We start from the raw sequence: 18,970 nt of genomic DNA on the forward strand, positions 1-18,970 counted from the left end.
GGCAATCTCGGTATGGCGGAATTCAAAGCTGCCGCATTATCGCACCCTGGCGCGCCGACGCTCCGGGGCTACGGTCAACGACGCGCATCCAGGGCCATGTGCACGGCCAGCCCGGCCAGTACGGTGCCCATCAGCCAGCGCTGGATGGCCAGCCACAACGGCCGCGCGCCCAGAAAGCCGGCGATGGTTCCGGCGGCCAGGACGATCATGGCATTGACGGCCAGGCTGATCAGCACCTGCGTCATGCCGAGCGTCAACGATTGCAGCAGGATGCTGCCGTGGCCCGGCTGGATGAACTGCGGCAGCAAAGACAAGTACAGGATGGCGATCTTGGGGTTGAGCAAGTTGGTGACCAGCCCCATGGCGAACAGCTGCCGGGAGCTGCTTTGCGGCAGCTGCCGCACCTGGAAGGGCGATCGCCCGCCCGGGCGCAACGTTTGCCATGCGAGATAGGCCAGATACAGGGCGCCGGCCAGGCGCAGGGCATCGTGCGCATAGGGCACTGCCATCAGCAGCGCGGTAATGCCCAGCACCGCGCATAACAGGTAGAAAACAAAACCCGCCGCCACGCCGCCCAGGGATACCAGTCCCGCGCGCGATCCTTGCGAGATCGAGCGCGAGATCAGGTAAACCATGTTGGGCCCGGGCGTGAGCACCATGCCGAGCGAGATAAGAGCGAATGCGGCCAGGTTGGAAAGCTCGGGCATGAAACACCTTGGGGCGAAAGTGAAGGGCGTGCCGCAAAGCGTACCGCGAATCTGTACCGTAACAGCCAGCTATTCGGCCACGGGCGTGCGCATCGTGACGAACTCTTCGGCGGCTGTCGGATGGATGCCGATGGTTTCGTCGAATACCTGCTTGGTGGCGCCGGCCTTCAACGCCACGGCCAGCCCTTGCACAATTTCGCCTGCGTCCGGGCCCACCATATGGCAACCCAGCACCCGGTCGGTGTCGGCATCCACCACCAGCTTCATCAGGGTTTTTTCCTGGTCGCCCGTCAAGGTCAGCTTCATGGGGCGGAACCGGCTTTCGTAGCGCTTGACGCGATGCCCCGCCGCCAGCGCCTGCTCGGTGGTCATTCCCACCGTGCCGATATTGGGCAGGCTGAACACGGCGGTGGGAATCAGGTTGTAGTCGACCTTGCGGTACTCGCTGGGGCGGAACAGGCGTCGAGCGACGGCCATTCCCTCGGCCAGCGCTACCGGCGTAAGCGGCACGCGTCCGATGACATCGCCCACTGCGAGGATGGACGGCTCGCTGCTGCAATATTCATCGTCGACAGCGATGAATCCTTCGTCGTTGAGCTTGACGCCGGTGTTTTCCAGCCCCAGGTTGTCCAGCATGGGTCGACGCCCCGTTGCGTAGAACACGCAGTCGGTTTCGATGACCGCGCCGCCTTTCAGGGTGGCTGCCAGGCTGCCGTCGTCGCGCCGGTCGATGCGCGCCACGTCGGCGTTAAAGCGCAGGTCCAGCCCCTTTTTGACGAGCTCGTCGCGCAGATGGGTGCGGACACTGTCGTCGAATCCGCGCAGGAACAGGTCGCGCCGGTAGACCTGTACCGTCTGGGCGCCCATGCCATTGAAGATCGAGGCGAATTCAACCGCGATATAGCCGCCGCCCACCACCAGGACCCGGCGCGGCAGGCTTTTCAGATAGAAGGCTTCGTTCGAGGTGATGGCGTGCTCTTTGCCGGGGATGTCGGGCACCTGGGGCCAGCCGCCGGTGGCCACCAGGATATGCCGCGCCGTGTAGCGCTGCCCGTTGACCTCTACGGTATGCGGGTCGGCCAGGCGGGCGTGGCCTTCGTACAGCGTCACGCCGCTGCCTACCAGCAGGTTGCGGTAGATGCCGTTCAGGCGTTCGATTTCGCGGTTTTTGTTGGCGATCAGGGCGGGCCAGTCGAATCCGGGCGTGCCCACCGTCCAGCCGTAGCCGCCGGCATGTTCGAAGTCTTCGCGGTAATGCGCGCCGTACACCAGCAGCTTTTTGGGCACGCAGCCCACATTGACGCATGTGCCGCCCAGATAGCGGCTTTCGGCCACGGCCACGCGCGCGCCGAATCCCGCGGCGAAGCGGGCCGCGCGCACGCCGCCCGAGCCGGCGCCAATTACAAAGAGATCAAAATCGAAAGCCATTGTGTTCCTTCAGGGTACGGGGCCGGCTTGCGCGGCCCACACTATCTGACCAGACCCGTATTAAACCGCTAATCGGCCCTGCCCTGCAGGAGAGCGCGGCGGCTGGGCGCGCGCGGGGCGTATCGGATACATTCTGGGCATGGCCGGCTCGGACGCCGGCATTACACGGGGTATTCCCCGGTTTGGAAACGCATGCAGACTGAAGACAGTTTTTTTGGCTCGGCCGGCGCGATGCTGGGCGAGGTCATCCGCGCCATCGTGTCCGGACTGCGTTATGTGTTCGGCGGCCTGGGCTCTGCGCTGGGCGACTTTTTCGGGGGGCTGGCCAGCACGCTGGGGATGAGCCCGTCGATATTCAACTTTGCCTTGCTGGTATTGGGGCTGGTGCTGCTATGGGCCGCCGTCAAGGCGTTCATGCGCCGCGCCATCGTGGCCGGGATATTCTGGCTCGTGCTGGCGATGCTGCTGCTGGGCGGGCTGATCAGCTAGCGGGGCGGCGGCGCCCATCCGCCATCGCCTGCTGCCGGCGCCGCAACGGTTGCCCTTGCAATGTATTGCGGCCTTCGGGCATGTCCAGCAGAATGTCGGGCAGCATCGCGGCGCCATGGCATTGCACCGTTGCGGAACTGTTCAGCATGCCACCGATCCGCTAGCGTACGTATTGCCCGCAACCGGGCGTCACCCGAAAAGGACGCGCATGACCACTGCTACGCCGCAACAGCCCGTAGGCCGGGCTCTGCCGGGCTGGGCCACCCGCCCGACACCGCCACGAGCGCCTATGTCGGGCGCCTATTGCCGGCTGGAGCCGCTCGACGCCGACCGGCATGGCAAGGACCTTTATGCCGCGTTCAGCCAGGCGCCGGACGGCAGCGACTGGACGTATACCTATGCCGGGCCGTTCGACGACGAGGCCGGCTACCTGGCATACGCGCGCGGCATACAGGGCCTGGACGATCCCCAGCACTATGCGGTCATCGACCTGGCGACAGGCCAGGCTACAGGCACGCTGGCGGCGATGCGCATCGATCCGGCCAACGGCGTGATCGAAGTGGGCAGCGTTTCGTATTCGCCGCTGCTCAAGCGCACACCCGCCGCCACCGAGGCGCAATACCTGCTGATGCGGCGCGCCTTTGATCAATTGGGCTACCGCCGCTATGAATGGAAGTGCGACAGCCTGAATGCGCCGTCGCGCGCGGCCGCATTGCGGCTGGGATTCCAGTTCGAAGGAATTTTCCGGCAGGCGGTGGTCTACAAGGGCCGCAACCGGGACACGGCGTGGTTCTCCATCATCGACAGCGAATGGCCGGCCGTGCGCGCCGGGCTCGAACAGTGGCTGGACCCGGGCAATTTCGATGCGCAGGGCAGGCAGCGGCGCCGGCTGGCCGACCTCATCGCCGCCGCGCGCTGACGGCCCGGGTCACACACCCGTTGGTGTCTGACACCCTACGGGAGTCAGACACCGATCTGCCGTGTGATGCCCCACGCGCCGCCCGGCACCGCCTGGCACCGACCGGTGTCTGACTCCCGTAGGGTGTCAGACACCTATCCCGCCCCTCCGATCCGCCGTACGCACTGCCCACGCACCGCCCGGTGTCTGACTCCCGAAGGGTGTCAGACACCAACCCCGCCCCCACGATCTGCCGTACGTACTGCCCACGCATCGCGGGTGTCTGACTCCCGTAGGGTGTCAGACACCTATCTGTCTATCCCGCGAGGCTAGACAGACGATGTTCCTCTCATGGCAGTTCGGCCGGATAGCTGTCGAGCGCCAGCCCGATCTGCTGGCGCAGGTCCCATTGCGCCAGCGACGCGTTCACTGGCCCATAGAAAGCGCCGTCACGCACCAGGAACAACGCGGGCAGATGAAAGACTTCGTAGCGCGCCACCAGCCCGCCGTTGTCGCCCGCGTCGATCCAGCACAACCGTTCGACGGGCAGATCCAGCTGCGGCAACTGTTCGCGGGCCATCTTGCAGGCCCCGCACGTGCGGCTGTAGAAGGCCAGCAGCGAAAGGCCCGGCGCGTCGAGCAGATAGCGGTCGGCAGTGCTGTCGGTCAGTTCGATCTGCTGCATGTGGCGGGCCCGGTAGGTGTTGGATTGAGGACGATAGCGCACGGCGCGCGCGGACTGCGCGCCGGCCGGGATGCTTCAGCGCCTGAGCGCGCGGTCCAGTTCCCGCACGGTTTCGTAGAGCACGCGCGTGCCGTCGAGCAACTGCGAGGGATCTATCCATTCTTCGGGGCAATGGCTGCGACCGCCCAGGCATGGGATGAACACCATGCCGATGGGCCCTGTGGGCGCCATATAGACCGCGTCGTGCCCCGCGCCGCTGGGCAGCCGCATCGAGGAGTAGCCCAGCCGGCCAGCGGCCGTCTCGATAGCCTGCATGACGTCGGAAGAGCAGGCGGTGGGATGGGCGCGGCTTACCGGCGCCATGGCGACATCGAGCTTCAGCGCGGCCATGTCATCGTTCAGGCCGGCCAGCAAGGTTTCGGGAAAACTGTCGAGTACATCGTCGCTGTCGCTGCGCACTTCCAGCATCAGTTCGGCGCGGCCGGGCACGGCATTGGCGGCGTTGGGCGTGATCTCGATGCGTCCGACCGTGGCAACGACGTAATGGGGATTGCCGCTGAGGCGGCTGGCCTGCCGGTGCGCCGCGTCGATCAGGCGCGCCGCGCCTACCAATGCGTCGCGACGGATATCCATGGGCGTGGTGCCGGCGTGGTCCGGCTGGCCCTGGACGGTGATGAGCACGCGGCGTATGCCCACGATGTGGGTCACCACGCCGATGGGCAACTGCCGGCTTTCCAGCACAGGGCCCTGCTCGATGTGCAGTTCAACGAACGCCGCGGTGTCGCCGGCCTGGCGCAACGGCGCCGTCAATGCGGAAGGGTCGCCGCCAATGCGGCGCAGGCCGTCGGCCAGCGTCTCGCCTTGCGGGTTGCGGGCCTGCAGCATGGCGGCATCGAGTTGGCCGCACAAGGCCCGGCTGCCCACGCACGAAATGCCGTAGTCGCTGGGTTCCTCGGACAGAAAGTCGATGACCTCGAAGGGGTGGTCCAGTTCAATCTCGTTCTCGTGCAGCGTGCGCGCCACTTCAATGCCGGCAAGCACGCCAATGATGCCGTCGAAGCGGCCGCCGCTCATGACCGTATCGCAATGCGAACCGGTGACGATGGGTTTGCGCGTCGGGTCGCGCCCCGCGCGGCGCCCCACCAGGTTTCCGCCTGCGTCCAAGTGCACGTCCAGGCCGGCGTCGGCGAACTCTTGCGCCAGCCAGGTGCGTGCCTGTTCAAACAATGGTGTAAAGGCGCGCCGTGTCCAGGGCAGGTCGGGCAGGGTATAGCGGGAAAGTGTTTCGACGCGCGACCACAGGCGGTCGGCATTCAGCGGGGGAAAAGCGGGGGGCATAGACATCCTGGCAAACGAATTGGCGCGCCTTGTCTTCAGGTACGTGGCGCCGATCGATTATGGCATGACGGCGCGCGCAGCCCTGGCCGCACACCCTTGCGCGGGGGCCAGCCCCAAGCGCTCGCGCCGCAGCCAGCGCCGCGTGACCAGTACCGCCACCACGCCCAGGCCGATGGCCAGGCCGCTCCAGATACCTTCGCCGCGCCATCCGGCCCAGAACGCCAGGGCGGCGCCGGCGGGCAGGCCCAGGCCCCAATAGCCGATCGCGGCATAGATCATGGGCACGCGCGTGTCGTGCAGGCCGCGCAGCATGCCGGCCCCCATGACCTGGGCGCCGTCGACAATCTGGAAGATTGCGGCAACCGCCAGATATGAAGACGCCAGCGCCAGCAGGCCCGCGTTGGCGGGATCCTGCACATCGAAGAATGCGGCCAGCAGCCAGTGCGGCACGACAACCATCAATATTGCAGCAATTACCATGCTGCCCACGCCCAGCGCGTAGGCGGTCCAGCCTGCCCGGCGGATGGCGGCCGGGTCGCGCGCGCCGTAGGCCAGGCCCACGCGCACCGTGGCGGCCTGCGCAATTCCGTAGGGCACCATGAAGCTGATGCCGGCGATCTGGATGGCCACCGCATGAGCGGCCAGTTCGGCTTCGCCGAGCCAGCCCATGAGGAACGCAGCGGCGTTGAAGATCGTGACTTCGAACGCCGTGGCAGCCGCGATGGGCAGGCCCAGTTTCCACAAAGCGGCCAGGCGGTGCCAGTCTGGACGCCACAGACGCCCGAACAAGTGATAACGCCGGAAACGGCGGTCACACTGCACCACCACTGCCATGCCCGCGAACAAGAACAGGCTCGCCGTGGCGCTGGCGATGCCCGCGCCGATCAGGCCCATCTCCGGAAAGCCGAGTTTGCCGAACACCAGTGCCCAATCCGCTACCGCGTTGAAGACGATGCCCGCCAGCGCCACCCACAGGGCAGCGCGGGGCCGCTGCAGTGCGGCGACAAATGAACGCAGCACCAGGAACCCCAGGAATGGCGGCAGCCCCCATAGCAGCGCGCGCAAATACACCCCGGCCTCGGCCGCCAGCGCGGGCGGCTGCCGGATGGCCAGCAGTATGGCTTCGCCGTGCCATAGCGCAAGGCAGCCGGGCACCGAGATGATGACGGCGGACCACAGGCCTTGCGCCACCGTGCGGCGCACGTCGCGCACGGAATGGCGCCGCGCGCCCACTTCGCGCGCCACCATGGGCGCCGTGGCGGTGACCAGTCCCAGCGAGAAAAATGCAATGGCGGCGTAAAGATTTGCACCCAAAGCGCTGGCGGCCAGGGCCTCTGATCCGAGCCGTCCGATGAAAATCACATCGGTGGTGGTCATGGCCATCTGGGCCAGGCTGGTCAGTACAAGGGGCAGGCTGAGTGCGAGCGTGGCGCGGATTTCGCGCGTCCACGACGATGCGGCGATGTGCGGGAACGGCATGTGTCAGTCAAAGCTTCAACGCCGAATGATACGCCGCGCGCGCATGGGGGTGCAGGCACAAACTGGAAAATTTTAGGGACGCAGTTGACATACGATGTTGCATTCATTGCGCCGCAATGTGGCAAGGGGCGCGTGCATGCAAGTAATATTGCGGCACTGCTTTACCTATCGATGCGGGTCCTTGCGGGCCCGCATGGTCTTTTACAGGAGATGGGCCCGATGAATAAACCGTTCGACGGCGGGATCGCTTCGCTCAATGTTCCCGCGTACGTCAAGCACCAAGGGCTGATCGAGTGGGTCGCGAAGATCGCCGCGCTGACCAAACCCGATCACGTAGTCTGGTGCGACGGATCCCAGGAAGAATACGACCGTCTGTGCGAACAGATGGTCCAGTCGGGCACGCTGCGTCGCCTGAACCCGGCCAAGCGCCCCAACTCCTATCTGGCTTGCTCCGACCCATCCGATGTGGCGCGCGTCGAAGACCGCACCTTCATCTGCTCCGCGCGCGCCGAAGATGCGGGCCCCACCAACAATTGGGCCGACCCCGCCGAAATGCGCGCCACGCTCGACGGGCTGTTCGATGGCTCGATGCGGGGACGCACCATGTATGTGGTGCCTTTCTCGATGGGGCCGCTGGGCTCCGATATTGCGCATATCGGCGTCGAGCTGTCCGACAGCCCATATGTGGCGGTGAACATGCGCATCATGACCCGCATGGGCCGCGCGGTGTTCGACGTGCTGGGCGCCGAAGGCGAGTTCGTGCCGTGCGTGCACAGCGTGGGCAAGCCGCTGGCGCAGGGCGAGGCCGATGTGCCGTGGCCGTGCAACCCCACCAAGTACATTGTTCATTACCCCGAAACCCGCGAAATCTGGAGCTTTGGCTCCGGTTATGGCGGCAACGCGCTGCTGGGCAAGAAGTGCTTTGCGCTGCGCATTGCGTCCACCATGGGACGCGACCAGGGCTGGCTGGCCGAGCACATGCTGATCCTGGGCGTGACCTCGCCCAAGGGTCGCAAGTACCACGTTGCCGCGGCGTTCCCGTCCGCCTGCGGCAAGACCAATTTCGCCATGCTGATTCCGCCCCAAGGCATGGACGGCTGGAAGGTGACCACCATCGGCGATGACATCGCCTGGATCAAGCCCGACGCCGATGGCCGCCTGCGCGCCATCAACCCCGAGGCGGGTTACTTTGGCGTGGCGCCGGGCACCAGCGAAAAAACCAACTTCAACGCCATGGCCACTCTCAAGGCCAATGTCATTTTCACCAACGTGGCGCTCACCGATGACGGCGACGTATGGTGGGAAGGCATGACCGACACGCCGCCCGATCACCTGATCGATTGGCAAGGCCAGGACTGGACGCCGCAGATCGCAAAGGAAACCGGCCGCAAGGCGGCGCATCCGAATGCGCGCTTCACCGCACCCGCGTCGCAATGCCCGTCCATCGATCCCGAATGGGAAAACCCCCAGGGCGTGGTCATCGACGCGTTCATCTTCGGCGGACGCCGTTCCACCACGGTGCCCCTGGTGACCGAGGCCCGCAACTGGGTGGAAGGCGTGTACATGGCCGCCACCATGGGTTCCGAAACCACGGCGGCGGCGGCTGGACAGCAGGGCGTGGTGCGCCGCGATCCGTTCGCCATGCTGCCGTTCTGCGGCTACAACATGAGCGACTATTTCGGTCATTGGCTGCAGCTTGGCAAGCGCCTGCAGGATGCGGGCGCCGTATTGCCGCGCATTTATTGCGTGAACTGGTTCCGCAAGGGGCCCGACGGCAAGTTCGTGTGGCCCGGGTTTGGCGAGAACATGCGCGTGCTGAAGTGGATGCTGGGCCGCATCGATGGAACCGCCGGAGGTGTCGAGCAGGTATTCGGGGTGTCTCCGACCTACCAGGATATCGACTGGACTGGCCTGGAGTTCAGCCCGGACAACTTCGAGCAAGTGATCTCGGTGGACCCGGCTGCATGGCGCGAAGAACTGACGCTGCACGAAGGCCTGTTCAAGCAGCTGGCCAGCCGGCTGCCCGAGGAACTGCCCGAGGTAAAAGCCTCGATCCAAGACCGCCTGGCGGCCTGAACTCGCACGCAGGTGTCAGGCACGCTGCGCGAGCCTGACACCAAAGAGGCTGCATCTGTGGCGGTGTGGTGTGCAGGCATGGCAATGATGTGCTGGTGTCAGGCACGCTGCGCGAGCCTGACACCAAAGAAACTGCATCTGCGGCGGTGTGGTGTGCAGGCATGGCAATGATGTGCAGGTGTCAGGCACGCTGCGCGAGCCTGACACTAAAGAAACTGCATCTGCGGCGGTGGTGTACGGGCGTGGCAGTGGTATATATGGGTGTCAGGCTCGCGCAGCGTGCCTGACACCTTTCATCCCGGCGCGCGGCGCCCGTGTTGCGCGCCCGCCATTGCGTACGATGCCATGCCCATGACCCCGGACGACCTGCGGCACATCGCCGAACAGACCCTTGATTACTACAACGCGCATGCCGAGAGTTTCGAGGCTGGCACGCGCGATCACGATGTGCGCCAGAACATCGATGCCTTGCTGCGCCACCTGGCGGGTACGCCGCCATTCGACATCCTGGATCTGGGATGCGGCCCCGGACGCGACCTGCAGGCCTTTCGCGCGTTGGGCCACCGGCCCGTGGGGCTTGATGGCGCGGAACGCTTTGTCGCCATGGCCCGCCAGGCGTCGGACTGCGAAGTCTGGCACCAGGACCTGTTGGCGCTGGACCTGTCTGCGCAGCGTTTTGACGGAATATTCGCCAATGCCGTGCTCTTCCATGTGCCCACTGCGCAGCTGCCGCGCGTACTGCAACAATTGCGTGCAACGCTGCGGCCCGGCGGAGCGCTGTTCAGTTCCAACCCGCGCGGCGCCAACGAAGAGGGCTGGAATCGCGGCCGCTATGGCGCCTATCACGACCTGGACCGCTGGCGCGCCCTGATGAACGCGGCGGGATTCGACGAACTGGAACACTACTACCGGCCCGCGGGACTGCCACGCGAGCAGCAACCCTGGTTGGCCAGCGTATGGCGGCCCCGCGCATAGCGCGGCGCGGGCCGACCGCCCCCCGCGTCCATGGCTTGCCACCTGTGGCGGGGCCGGACGCGCGCGTGCTGGTGCTGGGTTCTATGCCGGGCGTGGCATCCCTGCGGCTGCAACAGTACTACGCCCACCCCCGCAACGCGTTTTGGCCGATAGCGGCCGCGGCTTTCGGTTTCGATGCGACGGCCGCATACGAACGGCGCGTCGCGGCGCTCAAGGCGGCCGGCGTGGCGTTGTGGGACGTCTTGCAGGCGTGTGATCGCGATGGCAGCCTGGACGCCGACATCGACCCGGCCACCGCCGAGATCAACGACTTCGGCGCGTTTTTCAGCGCCCATCCCGGCATTATGAAGGTGTGCCTCAACGGCGCGGCGGCCGCTGCCCTGTACCGACGCCGCGTCATGCCGCGGGTGACCGGCGCGCAGGGGCTGCAAACCCTCGCCTTGCCATCCACCAGCCCCGCCCACGCCGCCATGAGCCAGGCGGACAAGCTGTTGATATGGCGTAGCGCGCTGGCGCTGCCCGGCTTGCCCGGTCAGGGCTGAACGGGCGGCAGTTCGTCGGCGATCAGGTCAAGGCCGGCGCGCAGCAGGCGGTCATAGCGGGCGCGTTCTGCGGCGATGGCCTCGGGCGTCCAGGCGTAGAACCCCTGGCCGGTCTTCATGCCGTGGCGGCCATCCGCGGCACGCTCGGTCAGGCACCGCGCGGGTGTGCCGCTGTTGCAGAACGTCGGGTACATGGTGGCGCCAGCTGCCGCATGGACGTCGATGCCGGCATGGTCCCGTTGCAGCACGGGGCCGGCAGCCAGGAACCGGAACCCGAACCCAAACCGCACGGCCGCATCCACATCTTCGGGCGAAGCGATGCCGCGATCGATAAGGTCGAAGGCTTCGCGCGACAGCGCATGCTGCAGGCGGTTGGCCAGGAAGCCCGGCAGATCCTTGAGCACCTTGACGGGCACCATGCCGCAACGGCGCATGAAGGCGACCAGCGCGTCCGCATGCTGCACGTCGCTGGCATCGCACAGCACGACTTCGACCAGCGGCACCAAATGGGCGGGCATGAAGAAATGCAGCCCCAGCATGCGCGCGCGCGTGTCCAGGCCCTTGCCGATTTCGCCTATCGGAAAGCTGGAACTGTTGCTGGCCAGAATGGCGTCGGCCGGCGCATGCCGCTCGAGTTCGGCAAATAGCGCCTGCTTCAGGTCCAGGCGTTCCGGAATGCATTCGATGACCAGCGCCACATCGCGCCAGTCACATGCTTGCAGGCTGGCGACGACCTGCACTTTGTCCGCGGCGTCCGCATGGCCGGCCGCAGCCAGGTTGTCCGCAACGCGCGCGGGCAGGGCGGCGGCACGGCCTGCGTCGGGCTCTATGACCGTGGTGCGGCATTGGGCGCGTGCAAGTACCACCGCCACATCGGCGCCCATGGTGCCGCCACCCACGATCACCGCGTGTGTGGCGGCGGGGTTGGCCAGGCGAGCCGGAAGGCTGGCATTCATTGCATCGTCCTTTTCAGATGGAGTGCATGCCAGTTTAGGGAATGTGCTTTGATTGATGAATCAGATTTTCTGGATAGAATGATCAATAAACGAGATCAATAAGATGAAAATCAATTTGTCGATGCGCGATGTCGATACCGTGCTGGTGCTGGGCCGTGCGCTCAACTTCCGGCAGGCCGCCGCGCAACTGCACTTGTCGCAATCCGCGCTGTCCACGCAGATCCTCCGTATTGAAGAGGCGCTGGGCGTGCGCTTGTTCGACCGCACCACCCGCACCGTGCGCCTGACGGCGGCGGGGCAGGTGTTCATGCAACAGGCGGTCAATCTGCAAGTGGCGTTTCGCGAGGCACTGGACGCCGTGGGCGGCATCGCCAACGCCCAGCAGGGCTGCGTGGCCGTGGCGGCGCTGCCGTCCGTGGCCGCGCGCATGTTGCCGCGCGTGCTCATGGCGTATCGCCAGGCGCATCCGCATGTGGCGCTGAAGGTGCATGACACCCTGTCGGGGCCCGCGTTTGACCTGGTGCGTGCCGGCGACGTGGATTTCGCCATTACGGCTGCCGATCCGCAGCAGGTGGATCTGCACTATGAACCCATGCTGTCCGACAGTTTTCTGTTGCTGATTCCCCCGGGCCACGCGTTGGCGCGCAGCAAGGGGCCATTGCGCTGGGCCGATACGGTCAAGGCCGCGCATGTGACCATGGTGCAGCCCAGCAGCGTTCGGCAATACGCCGAATGGGCCTTTCTACAGAATCGCATCCGGTTTCAGCCCGCTTTCGAGGCCGAGCACCTGACCACGATCGTGGCCATGGTCGAGTGCGGGTTCGGCGTAGCGGCGCTGCCCGCCATCGCCGCCGGCGCCGTAGCGCATGACGGGATCATGAGCCGCGCGCTGGTCGGTCCGGTAGCCGAGCGGTCCATAGGCGTCGTTACAGCGCGCCACCGCAGCCTGTCGCCGGCCGCCCTGGCGTTATTGCAGATGTTGCGCGCGGATCTGGCCAAACAGCAGTAGATAGTCGCAGTGTGCGTCTTGCGGTTCGGTGTCAGACACCCTTTTGGGTGTCAGACACCTGAAGCATCCGGACTGATGTGGCTGTGGGGCGTGGCACGGCTGGTGTCAGACACCCTTTGGGTGTCAGACACCTGAAGCATCCGGTCTGATGTGGCTGTGGGGCGTGGCACGGTTGGTGTCAGACACCCTTTGGGTGTCAGACACCTGAAGCATCCGGACTGGTGTGGCTGTGGGGCGTGGCGCGGCTGGTGTCAGACACTCTTTGGGTGTCAGACACCTGAAGCATCCGGACTGGTGTGGCTGTGGGGCGGGGCACGGTTGGTGTCAGACACCCTTTGGGTGTCAGACACCTGAAGCATCTGGACTGGTGTGGCTATGGGGCGTGGCACGGTTGGTGTCAGACACCCTTTGGGTGTCAGACACCTGAAGCATCCGGACTGATGTGGCTGTGGCGCGTGGCACGGTTGGTGTCAGACACCCTTTGGGTGTCTGACACCTGGCGTATCTGGGCTGATGCGGCTATGGGGCGTGGCCCGTGGTGTCAGGCAACTTTGCCTGCCTGTTTGCCGGCTCGCGGGAGGCTCGGTCGGCGTTACCGGTCGTCTGCAGCCTTGTCGGGCACGCTTTCGCGCACCTGCGGCGCGCGCAGGAAGTCGAAGTCCACGCCCTGGTCTGCCTGGGTGACGGATTGCAGATAAAGCTTCTGGTAGCCGCGTTGCGCTTGGGGGCGTTCTATCGGCTGTGCCGCGGCGCGGCGCGCCAGCTCTTCGTCGCTGACCAGCAGGGAAACTTCGCGGCGCTGCACCGACAGCCGGATACGGTCGCCGTTGTGCACATATGCCAGGGGCCCGCCCACAGCGGCTTCCGGGGTGACGTGCAGCACGATGGTGCCCGCCGCGGTGCCGCTCATGCGGCCGTCGGAAATGCGCACCATGTCCTTGATGCCGGCCCGCGCCAACTTGCGGGGAATGGGCATGTAGCCCGCTTCGGGCATGCCGGGGCCGCCCGTGGGGCCGATGCGCTTGAGCACCAGGATGTCGTCCGCCCTGACATCCAGGGCTTCGTCGTCGATGCGCAGCGCCATGTCCTGTGCGTCTTCAAACACGACGGCGCGGCCTTCATGCTCCATTAATTGCGGGTCGGCGGCCGACTGCTTGATGATGGCGCCCCCGGGCGCCAGGTTCCCGCGCAACACCGCCAGTCCGCCCGCCGGATAAATGGGCGAGTCGAACGGCCGGATGACGGCCTGCGCAAAACGCGGCGGCGCCGCATCGAGCTCTTCGCCCAGGCTGCGCCCCGACACGGTCAGCGCGTCCAGGTGCAACAGTGGCCGCAGTTCGCGCAACAGGGCCGGCATGCCGCCCGCCTTGTGGAAGTCTTCCATGTAATGCTGGCCCGACGGCTTCAGGTCCACCAGCACAGGCGTCTCGCGGCTCAGGCGATCCAGCCCGGCCAGGTCGATGTCGATGCCCAGCCGGCCCGCCATGGCCGTCAGGTGCACGATGCCGTTGGTCGATCCGCCGATGGCCAGCAATACGCGCAGCGCGTTCTCGAACGCCTTGCCCGTCAGGATAAGATCGGGCGTGATGCGGCTGGCGGCCATGGCAACCGCCGTGGCGCCCGTGCGCTCGGCCACGCGTATGCGGTCGGCCGTGACCGCGGGCGCAGAAGCGCCGCCGAACACCATGATGCCCAGCGCTTCTGCCAGGCACGCCATGGTGCTGGCCGTGCCCATGACGGAACACGTGCCCACACTGGCCACCAACTGGTTGTTGACGTCCGCGATCTCGTCGGCGTCGATCTCGTCGGCACGGTAGCGACCCCAATAGCGGCGGCAGTCGGTACAGGCGCCCACGCGCTCGCCTCGGTGCGCGCCGGTCAGCATGGCGCCCGTCACCAACTGTATGGCCGGCACGCCGGCCGAGGCCGCGCCCATCAGCTGCGCCGGCACGGTCTTGTCGCAGCCGCCGATCAGCACCACCGCATCCATGGGCTGTGCGCGGATCATCTCTTCGGTGTCCATCGACATCAGATTGCGCAGGTACATGCTGGTAGGCTGCGAAAAGCTCTCGTGCACCGAGATGGTCGGGAAGTCGACCGGCAGGCCGCCGGCCAGCATCACGCCACGCTTGACCGCCTCGACCAGTTGCGGGGCGTTGCCGTGGCAGGGGTTATAGCTGCTGCCCGTATTGACGATGCCGATCACGGGCCGCGATAACGCGTCGTCGGTGTAGCCGGCGCCCTTGATGAAGGCTTTGCGCAAGAACAGCGAAAAGCCGGAGTCGCCATAGTTGGTCAGGCCCCTGGCCAGGCCCGGAAGAGAAGAGGGCGGGGTTTTCGTGCTCATGGCATTCCAATAATATTATTGATAATCTGATCGCAGCATCATAGGGCGCACAGCAGATCCCGCGCAAGCGCCGGATAGCCAGGCGCCGCGGCGACCTGCCAGAGGCTGTCTATTAATCGACTATGGCGATCACTCAATAGAAAAGTTCTGATTCATCAATCAGGACGGCCACCCTAAACTGGCACCGCAAGCCGGGCGCACGCTCACCTCGAATAACCATCCCGGCCAGGAGACCTGCATGTTCCGTTTCAGCAAGCCCGCCCCCGCGCGTCGCGCCTTTTTGTTGTCGGCCTTGGCCGTGTGCGCGGGCCTGGCCTGCCAGGCCGCGCCTGCGGCAGCCGCATACCCCGACCGCGCCGTGCGGCTGGTTGTTCCTTACCCTCCCGGCGGCGCCACCGACGTTATCGGTCGAGTGCTGGCGCAAGAGCTTTCGACCGCGCTGGGCCAGCAGTTCGTCGTTGAAAACCGCGCCGGCGCGGCGGGCAACATCGGCGCCGATCAGGTGGCCAAGGCAGACCCGGACGGCTACACGCTGCTGATGGGTGCCCTGACGAGCCACTCCATCAACGCCGAGCTCTACAAAAGCAAGGTGCCCTACGACATCGAGAAGAGTTTCGCGCCGGTATCGATCGTGGGCACCGTACCGCTGGTGTTTGTGGTGCATCCTTCGGTCCAGGCGCAGTCGCTGCAGGATTTCGTTGCCCTGGCCAAGGCGCGCCCCGGGTACTTGACGATGGCCTCGGCCGGCAACGGCTCGCCGCAGCACCTGGCCGCCGAGATGTTCAAGAGCATCGCCGACGTCGACGTGCTGCATGTCCCCTACAAGGGCAGCGGCCCGGCCATGACCGACCTGATGGGCGGGCAGGTGCTGAGCATGATCGAGACCGCGCCCGCATCGCAAGGTCACGTCAAGGCGGGCAAGCTGCGCGCTTTGGCCGTGGCTTCGCAACAGCGCGCCGAAGCGTTGCCCGAAGTGCCCACCACCGCAGAGGCGGGCCTGGCGAACTTCCAGGTCAGCTCGATGTTCGGAATTGTTGCGCCTGCCGGCACGCCCGCCCCGGTAATCGAGCGCTTGAACGGCGCCCTGAAGACCATCGTGGCCAAGCCGGAGGTCAGGGCCGCATTGTTGAATCAGGGCGCGGTGGCGACCTGGACATCGCCTGCAGATGCCGCGGCGCGCATCGCCGCCGAACGCGCCAAGTGGTCCAAGGTGATCGCCGACGCGCAGGTGCAGGCCGAGTGAAGCGGCCTTGCGGCGGCCCGCAGGCCGCCGCGCCGCGCGCGTTGTCGCAAGGCGAGACCCACCGGCTCGCCGCTGCGGGCGTCAGGCCTTGACGATGTCCAGATAGGGCTTGGGGTCGAAATAGGTGCTGGCGGGCACGGGGTTGGCGATTTTCGCGGTCTGCACGAAGAAATCCGTTACCTGCTGCAGCCATTTGGTGACCGTGCCATCAGCGTACTTGGCGCGCCATTCTGCCGATGTAAAGTACTTTGAAGCCTTGAACTGGTTCTGCAGTTCGGGCAGCGGCACTTCGGGATAGTGTTTCTTCTGCAGCGTTGCAACCGCCGTGTCGGTATTGGACAGCAGATAATCGTTGGCGCTTACCCAGCCCTTGATGAGCGCCTGGATCAGCTTGGGATTCTTGTCGTAGTAGTCATTGCGCGCCGCCCATCCGCCCACGATGGCCGCCTGCGGATAGAACGCCGACGCATCGACCAGCATGCGCGCGCCCTCGACCTTCTGGCGCACCGTGACATCAAACGGCACCCACAGTGCCACCGCGGGCACCGCGCCCGATATAAACGACGTCACGGCCTCTGTCATGCGCTGGTTGACGATCTGCACGTCCTTGCCTTCCTGCAGCCCGGCTCCGTGCAGGACGCGGTCCAGGAACACATGGGCGGTGGTGCCGGCAGTCGTGGATATCTTGTGGCCCTTGAGGTCGGCGGCGCTGCTGAAGCCGGCATCGCCACGCACCCACAGTTGCGCGGTGGCATACTCGACGTTGTTGACCAGAAACACCTTGCCCTGGCCGCGCGCAGGAAAGTTCGATACCACGGCGCCGGTCGACAGCACATCCAGGCTGCCGCCTATCATGGCCTGGAACAATTCCAGGCCAGTCGTGAACTTGATCATCTGCAGGTCCAGCCCCTGTTCGGCGAATGCGCCGGTTTCCAGGCCGGTCCAGATCTGGCCGTCCACGGCGGGCGTGTGCAGATAGCCGACCTTGACCTTCTCTGCGGCCCGCGCCAGCAAAGGCATGCCTATGCCCGTCATGGCCGCCGCCAGGGCGCTGGTCTTCAATAGGGTTCTGCGCTGCGGATTCATGGTGGGGCTCCTTTCCTCGATATGAGGCGATGACGATCTAATCAGCCAGGCGCACGACCTGGCTGGCCTGCCTGGCATATTCCTCCATGACCAGGCTGCGTATCTGCGAACGCAGTTCGCTGAAACGCGGGTCTTCATGCACGTTCTCGGCGCGTGGATAGCCAAAGGGCACGTCTATCACGGCGCGGATACGCGCCGGCCGCGCCGTCACCACGACGATGCGCGATGACAGATAAATGGCTTCCTCGACCGAATGGGTGATCAGCAGGACCGTCTTGTCTTCGGCCAGCAACACCTGCAAGAGCAGGTCCTGCATGGCCGAGCGTGTCTGCGCATCCAGTGCGCCAAACGGCTCGTCCATCAGCAGGAACTGGGGCTTCACTGCGTAGGCGCGCGCCAATGCCAGGCGTTGCCGCATGCCGCCGGACAGGTGCTTCGGGTAATGCTGGGCGAAGTCGGCGAGCCCCATGAGCGCCATGTAGCGCTGGCAGATTTCTTCGCGTTCGTCGCGACCGACCCGGTTGGCGCGCAACGTCAGTCCGAAGGCGATGTTCTCTTTGACGGTCAGCCACGGGAATACGCCGTATTCCTGGAAAATCACGCCGCGGTCGGGCCCCGGCCCCGTAATGGGCTTGCCGTCGAGCAGCACTTCGCCGTGCGTGGGCTGTACAAAGCCCGCCACGATATTCATCAGCGTGGTCTTGCCGCAGCCCGAGGGGCCTATGACGGACACGAACTCGCCTTGCCGGATTTCATAGTCGATGCCATCGATGACACGCATCGGGCCATCGGCCGTGGAGAAATCCACCGAGACGTTGCGGAAACTGATACGGGCGTTCGATGATCGTGTCATTACGCAATACGCTCCTGCCAGGCCAGCAGGCGGCGCGTCAGCGCGCGCAGTGTCAGGTCCATGATCAGCGCAATGAGGCCGATGCAGATGATGCCCACGTAGATGATTTCAAGCTGGAAGAATGACGACGCATCCTGGATCAATGCGCCGAGCCCCTGTTGCGCGGCGATCAGTTCCGAGGCCACCAGCGTGGCCCATGCAACGCCGAGCGCAACGCGAAGAGCCGTCAGCATGTGCGGCACCGTAAGCGGCACGATGACCCTGCGGAATATCTCGGCGTCGCTTGCGCCCAGCGTGCGCGACACGCGCACGAATATCGGATTGATCTGCGCGATGCCTTCATACATGACGATGACGCCGGCGAAAAACGATGCATAGAACAGGATGGCAATCTTTGCCGATTCGCCGATGCCGAAGTACACGATCACCAGAGGAATCAGCGCGATCGGGGGCAGGGCGCGGAAGAAGTTGATGACCGGGTCGACAAAGCTGCGCACACTTTTGTACCACCCCAGCAGAAACCCTACCGGCACGGCCAGCACAATGCCGAGAAAGACGCCCAGCACCACGCGCTGGGTCGACATCAGAATGTCGTGCGGCAGGCGCGTTTGCATCAGGTTGGCGAAATTGTCCAGCACGTCCAGCGGGCTGGGCACCAGCGCGGGGCTGACCAGGCCGCTCAGGCGTACGCCGTACCAGGCAAGCACAATCAACACCCATGGGGCAGCGATAAGCGCCGCGCGTCTGGGTAGCGAACGGGTTCGGGGCATCTCTCCTCCATCTGGCGATGGCGCTTGACCTTTTAATGGTCAAATCGTACTGTAGACCATACGTTCAGCAAACAATATATGGCTATTTG

The 18,970-nt window shown here is 65.3% G+C and carries 18 protein-coding genes; 7 read left to right on the forward strand and 11 right to left on the reverse strand.

Annotated elements, in window-relative coordinates:
* Positions 1-74 precede the first annotated feature (74 nt).
* Positions 75-707 (reverse strand): LysE family translocator, encoded by a 633-nt coding sequence (locus CAL19_RS06895; RefSeq protein WP_026638180.1) that lies wholly within the window; start codon positions 705-707, stop codon positions 75-77.
* A 69-nt stretch (positions 708-776) separates the two neighbouring features.
* Positions 777-2,135 (reverse strand): glutathione-disulfide reductase, encoded by a 1,359-nt coding sequence (gorA, locus tag CAL19_RS06900; protein ID WP_094796347.1) that lies wholly within the window; start codon positions 2,133-2,135, stop codon positions 777-779.
* A 192-nt stretch (positions 2,136-2,327) separates the two neighbouring features.
* On the opposite strand from gorA, the gene CAL19_RS06905 reads away from it, so the two are divergent.
* The gene (locus tag CAL19_RS06905; protein ID WP_094796348.1) at positions 2,328-2,624 is read left to right on the forward strand and encodes a hypothetical protein; all 297 of its coding nucleotides are present in this window, start codon (positions 2,328-2,330) and stop codon (positions 2,622-2,624) included.
* Here the strand turns inward: CAL19_RS06905 and CAL19_RS19680 are convergent.
* Positions 2,617-2,772, reverse strand: a complete 156-nt coding sequence (locus tag CAL19_RS19680; RefSeq protein WP_170940312.1) for a hypothetical protein — start codon at positions 2,770-2,772, stop codon at positions 2,617-2,619. The genes CAL19_RS06905 and CAL19_RS19680 overlap by 8 nt on opposite strands.
* 60 nt (positions 2,773-2,832) lie before the next feature.
* On the opposite strand from CAL19_RS19680, the gene CAL19_RS06910 reads away from it, so the two are divergent.
* A complete protein-coding gene (locus CAL19_RS06910) occupies positions 2,833-3,543 on the forward strand; it encodes a GNAT family N-acetyltransferase (RefSeq protein WP_026638177.1) in 711 nt (236 codons plus the stop codon).
* A gap of 328 nt (positions 3,544-3,871) precedes the next feature.
* Here CAL19_RS06910 and CAL19_RS06915 read toward each other — a convergent pair whose 3' ends face one another.
* The 3 genes from CAL19_RS06915 to CAL19_RS06925 all read right to left on the reverse strand — a co-directional run bounded on the left by CAL19_RS06915 (position 3,872) and on the right by CAL19_RS06925 (position 7,024).
* On the reverse strand, positions 3,872-4,207 hold the full coding sequence (locus CAL19_RS06915) for a thioredoxin family protein (protein WP_094796349.1): 336 nt from the start codon (positions 4,205-4,207) through the stop codon (positions 3,872-3,874).
* Between the two features lie 75 nt (positions 4,208-4,282).
* Positions 4,283-5,545, reverse strand: coding sequence for a Zn-dependent hydrolase (locus CAL19_RS06920; RefSeq protein WP_094796350.1), 1,263 nt, complete (start codon positions 5,543-5,545; stop codon positions 4,283-4,285).
* A 57-nt stretch (positions 5,546-5,602) separates the two neighbouring features.
* Positions 5,603-7,024 carry an MATE family efflux transporter gene (locus CAL19_RS06925; protein WP_094796351.1) on the reverse strand — a complete coding sequence of 474 codons (1,422 nt, stop codon included), beginning with the start codon at positions 7,022-7,024 and terminating at the stop codon, positions 5,603-5,605.
* Positions 7,025-7,243: 219 nt separating this feature from the next.
* Between CAL19_RS06925 and CAL19_RS06930 the strand changes: the two genes are divergently transcribed.
* The 3 genes from CAL19_RS06930 to CAL19_RS06940 all read left to right on the forward strand — a co-directional run bounded on the left by CAL19_RS06930 (position 7,244) and on the right by CAL19_RS06940 (position 10,617).
* A complete protein-coding gene (locus CAL19_RS06930; RefSeq protein WP_026638174.1) occupies positions 7,244-9,100 on the forward strand; it encodes a phosphoenolpyruvate carboxykinase (GTP) in 1,857 nt (618 codons plus the stop codon).
* 345 nt (positions 9,101-9,445) lie between these two features.
* Positions 9,446-10,075 carry a class I SAM-dependent DNA methyltransferase gene (locus CAL19_RS06935; protein ID WP_094796352.1) on the forward strand — a complete coding sequence of 210 codons (630 nt, stop codon included), beginning with the start codon at positions 9,446-9,448 and terminating at the stop codon, positions 10,073-10,075.
* A complete protein-coding gene (locus CAL19_RS06940; RefSeq protein WP_081745597.1) occupies positions 10,057-10,617 on the forward strand; it encodes a DNA-deoxyinosine glycosylase in 561 nt (186 codons plus the stop codon). Before CAL19_RS06935 ends, CAL19_RS06940 begins: the two co-directional genes overlap by 19 nt.
* On the opposite strand, the gene CAL19_RS06945 is transcribed toward CAL19_RS06940, so the two are convergent.
* The gene (locus CAL19_RS06945) at positions 10,608-11,573 is read right to left on the reverse strand and encodes a 3-hydroxyacyl-CoA dehydrogenase family protein (RefSeq protein WP_094796353.1); all 966 of its coding nucleotides are present in this window, start codon (positions 11,571-11,573) and stop codon (positions 10,608-10,610) included. The two genes, CAL19_RS06940 and CAL19_RS06945, sit on opposite strands and share 10 nt — an antisense overlap.
* Positions 11,574-11,676: 103 nt before the next feature.
* Here CAL19_RS06945 and CAL19_RS06950 point away from each other — a divergent pair, with 103 nt between their 5' ends.
* Positions 11,677-12,582 carry a LysR family transcriptional regulator gene (locus CAL19_RS06950; protein ID WP_094796354.1) on the forward strand — a complete coding sequence of 302 codons (906 nt, stop codon included), beginning with the start codon at positions 11,677-11,679 and terminating at the stop codon, positions 12,580-12,582.
* 592 nt (positions 12,583-13,174) lie between these two features.
* On the opposite strand, the gene CAL19_RS06955 is transcribed toward CAL19_RS06950, so the two are convergent.
* The gene (locus CAL19_RS06955) at positions 13,175-14,929 is read right to left on the reverse strand and encodes an IlvD/Edd family dehydratase (protein ID WP_026638169.1); all 1,755 of its coding nucleotides are present in this window, start codon (positions 14,927-14,929) and stop codon (positions 13,175-13,177) included.
* A gap of 238 nt (positions 14,930-15,167) precedes the next feature.
* Here CAL19_RS06955 and CAL19_RS06960 point away from each other — a divergent pair, with 238 nt between their 5' ends.
* A complete protein-coding gene (locus tag CAL19_RS06960) occupies positions 15,168-16,172 on the forward strand; it encodes a Bug family tripartite tricarboxylate transporter substrate binding protein (protein ID WP_026638168.1) in 1,005 nt (334 codons plus the stop codon).
* Positions 16,173-16,253: 81 nt separating this feature from the next.
* Here the strand turns inward: CAL19_RS06960 and CAL19_RS06965 are convergent, their stop codons facing one another.
* The 3 genes from CAL19_RS06965 to CAL19_RS06975 are packed head-to-tail and all read right to left on the reverse strand — an operon-like array spanning position 16,254 to position 18,881.
* Positions 16,254-17,258 (reverse strand): ABC transporter substrate-binding protein, encoded by a 1,005-nt coding sequence (locus CAL19_RS06965; RefSeq protein WP_094796355.1) that lies wholly within the window; start codon positions 17,256-17,258, stop codon positions 16,254-16,256.
* A gap of 37 nt (positions 17,259-17,295) precedes the next feature.
* Entirely contained in the window at positions 17,296-18,111 is an 816-nt protein-coding gene (locus CAL19_RS06970; RefSeq protein WP_026638166.1) for an ABC transporter ATP-binding protein, read from the reverse strand.
* Positions 18,111-18,881, reverse strand: coding sequence for an ABC transporter permease (locus CAL19_RS06975; RefSeq protein ID WP_026638165.1), 771 nt, complete (start codon positions 18,879-18,881; stop codon positions 18,111-18,113). The genes CAL19_RS06970 and CAL19_RS06975 overlap by 1 nt, the downstream gene beginning before the upstream one ends.
* Positions 18,882-18,970 lie beyond the last annotated feature (89 nt).

The sequence above is a fragment of the Bordetella genomosp. 7 genome (assembly GCF_002261265.1).
In the GTDB taxonomy this organism is placed as follows: Bacteria; Pseudomonadota; Gammaproteobacteria; order Burkholderiales; family Burkholderiaceae_B; genus Bordetella_A.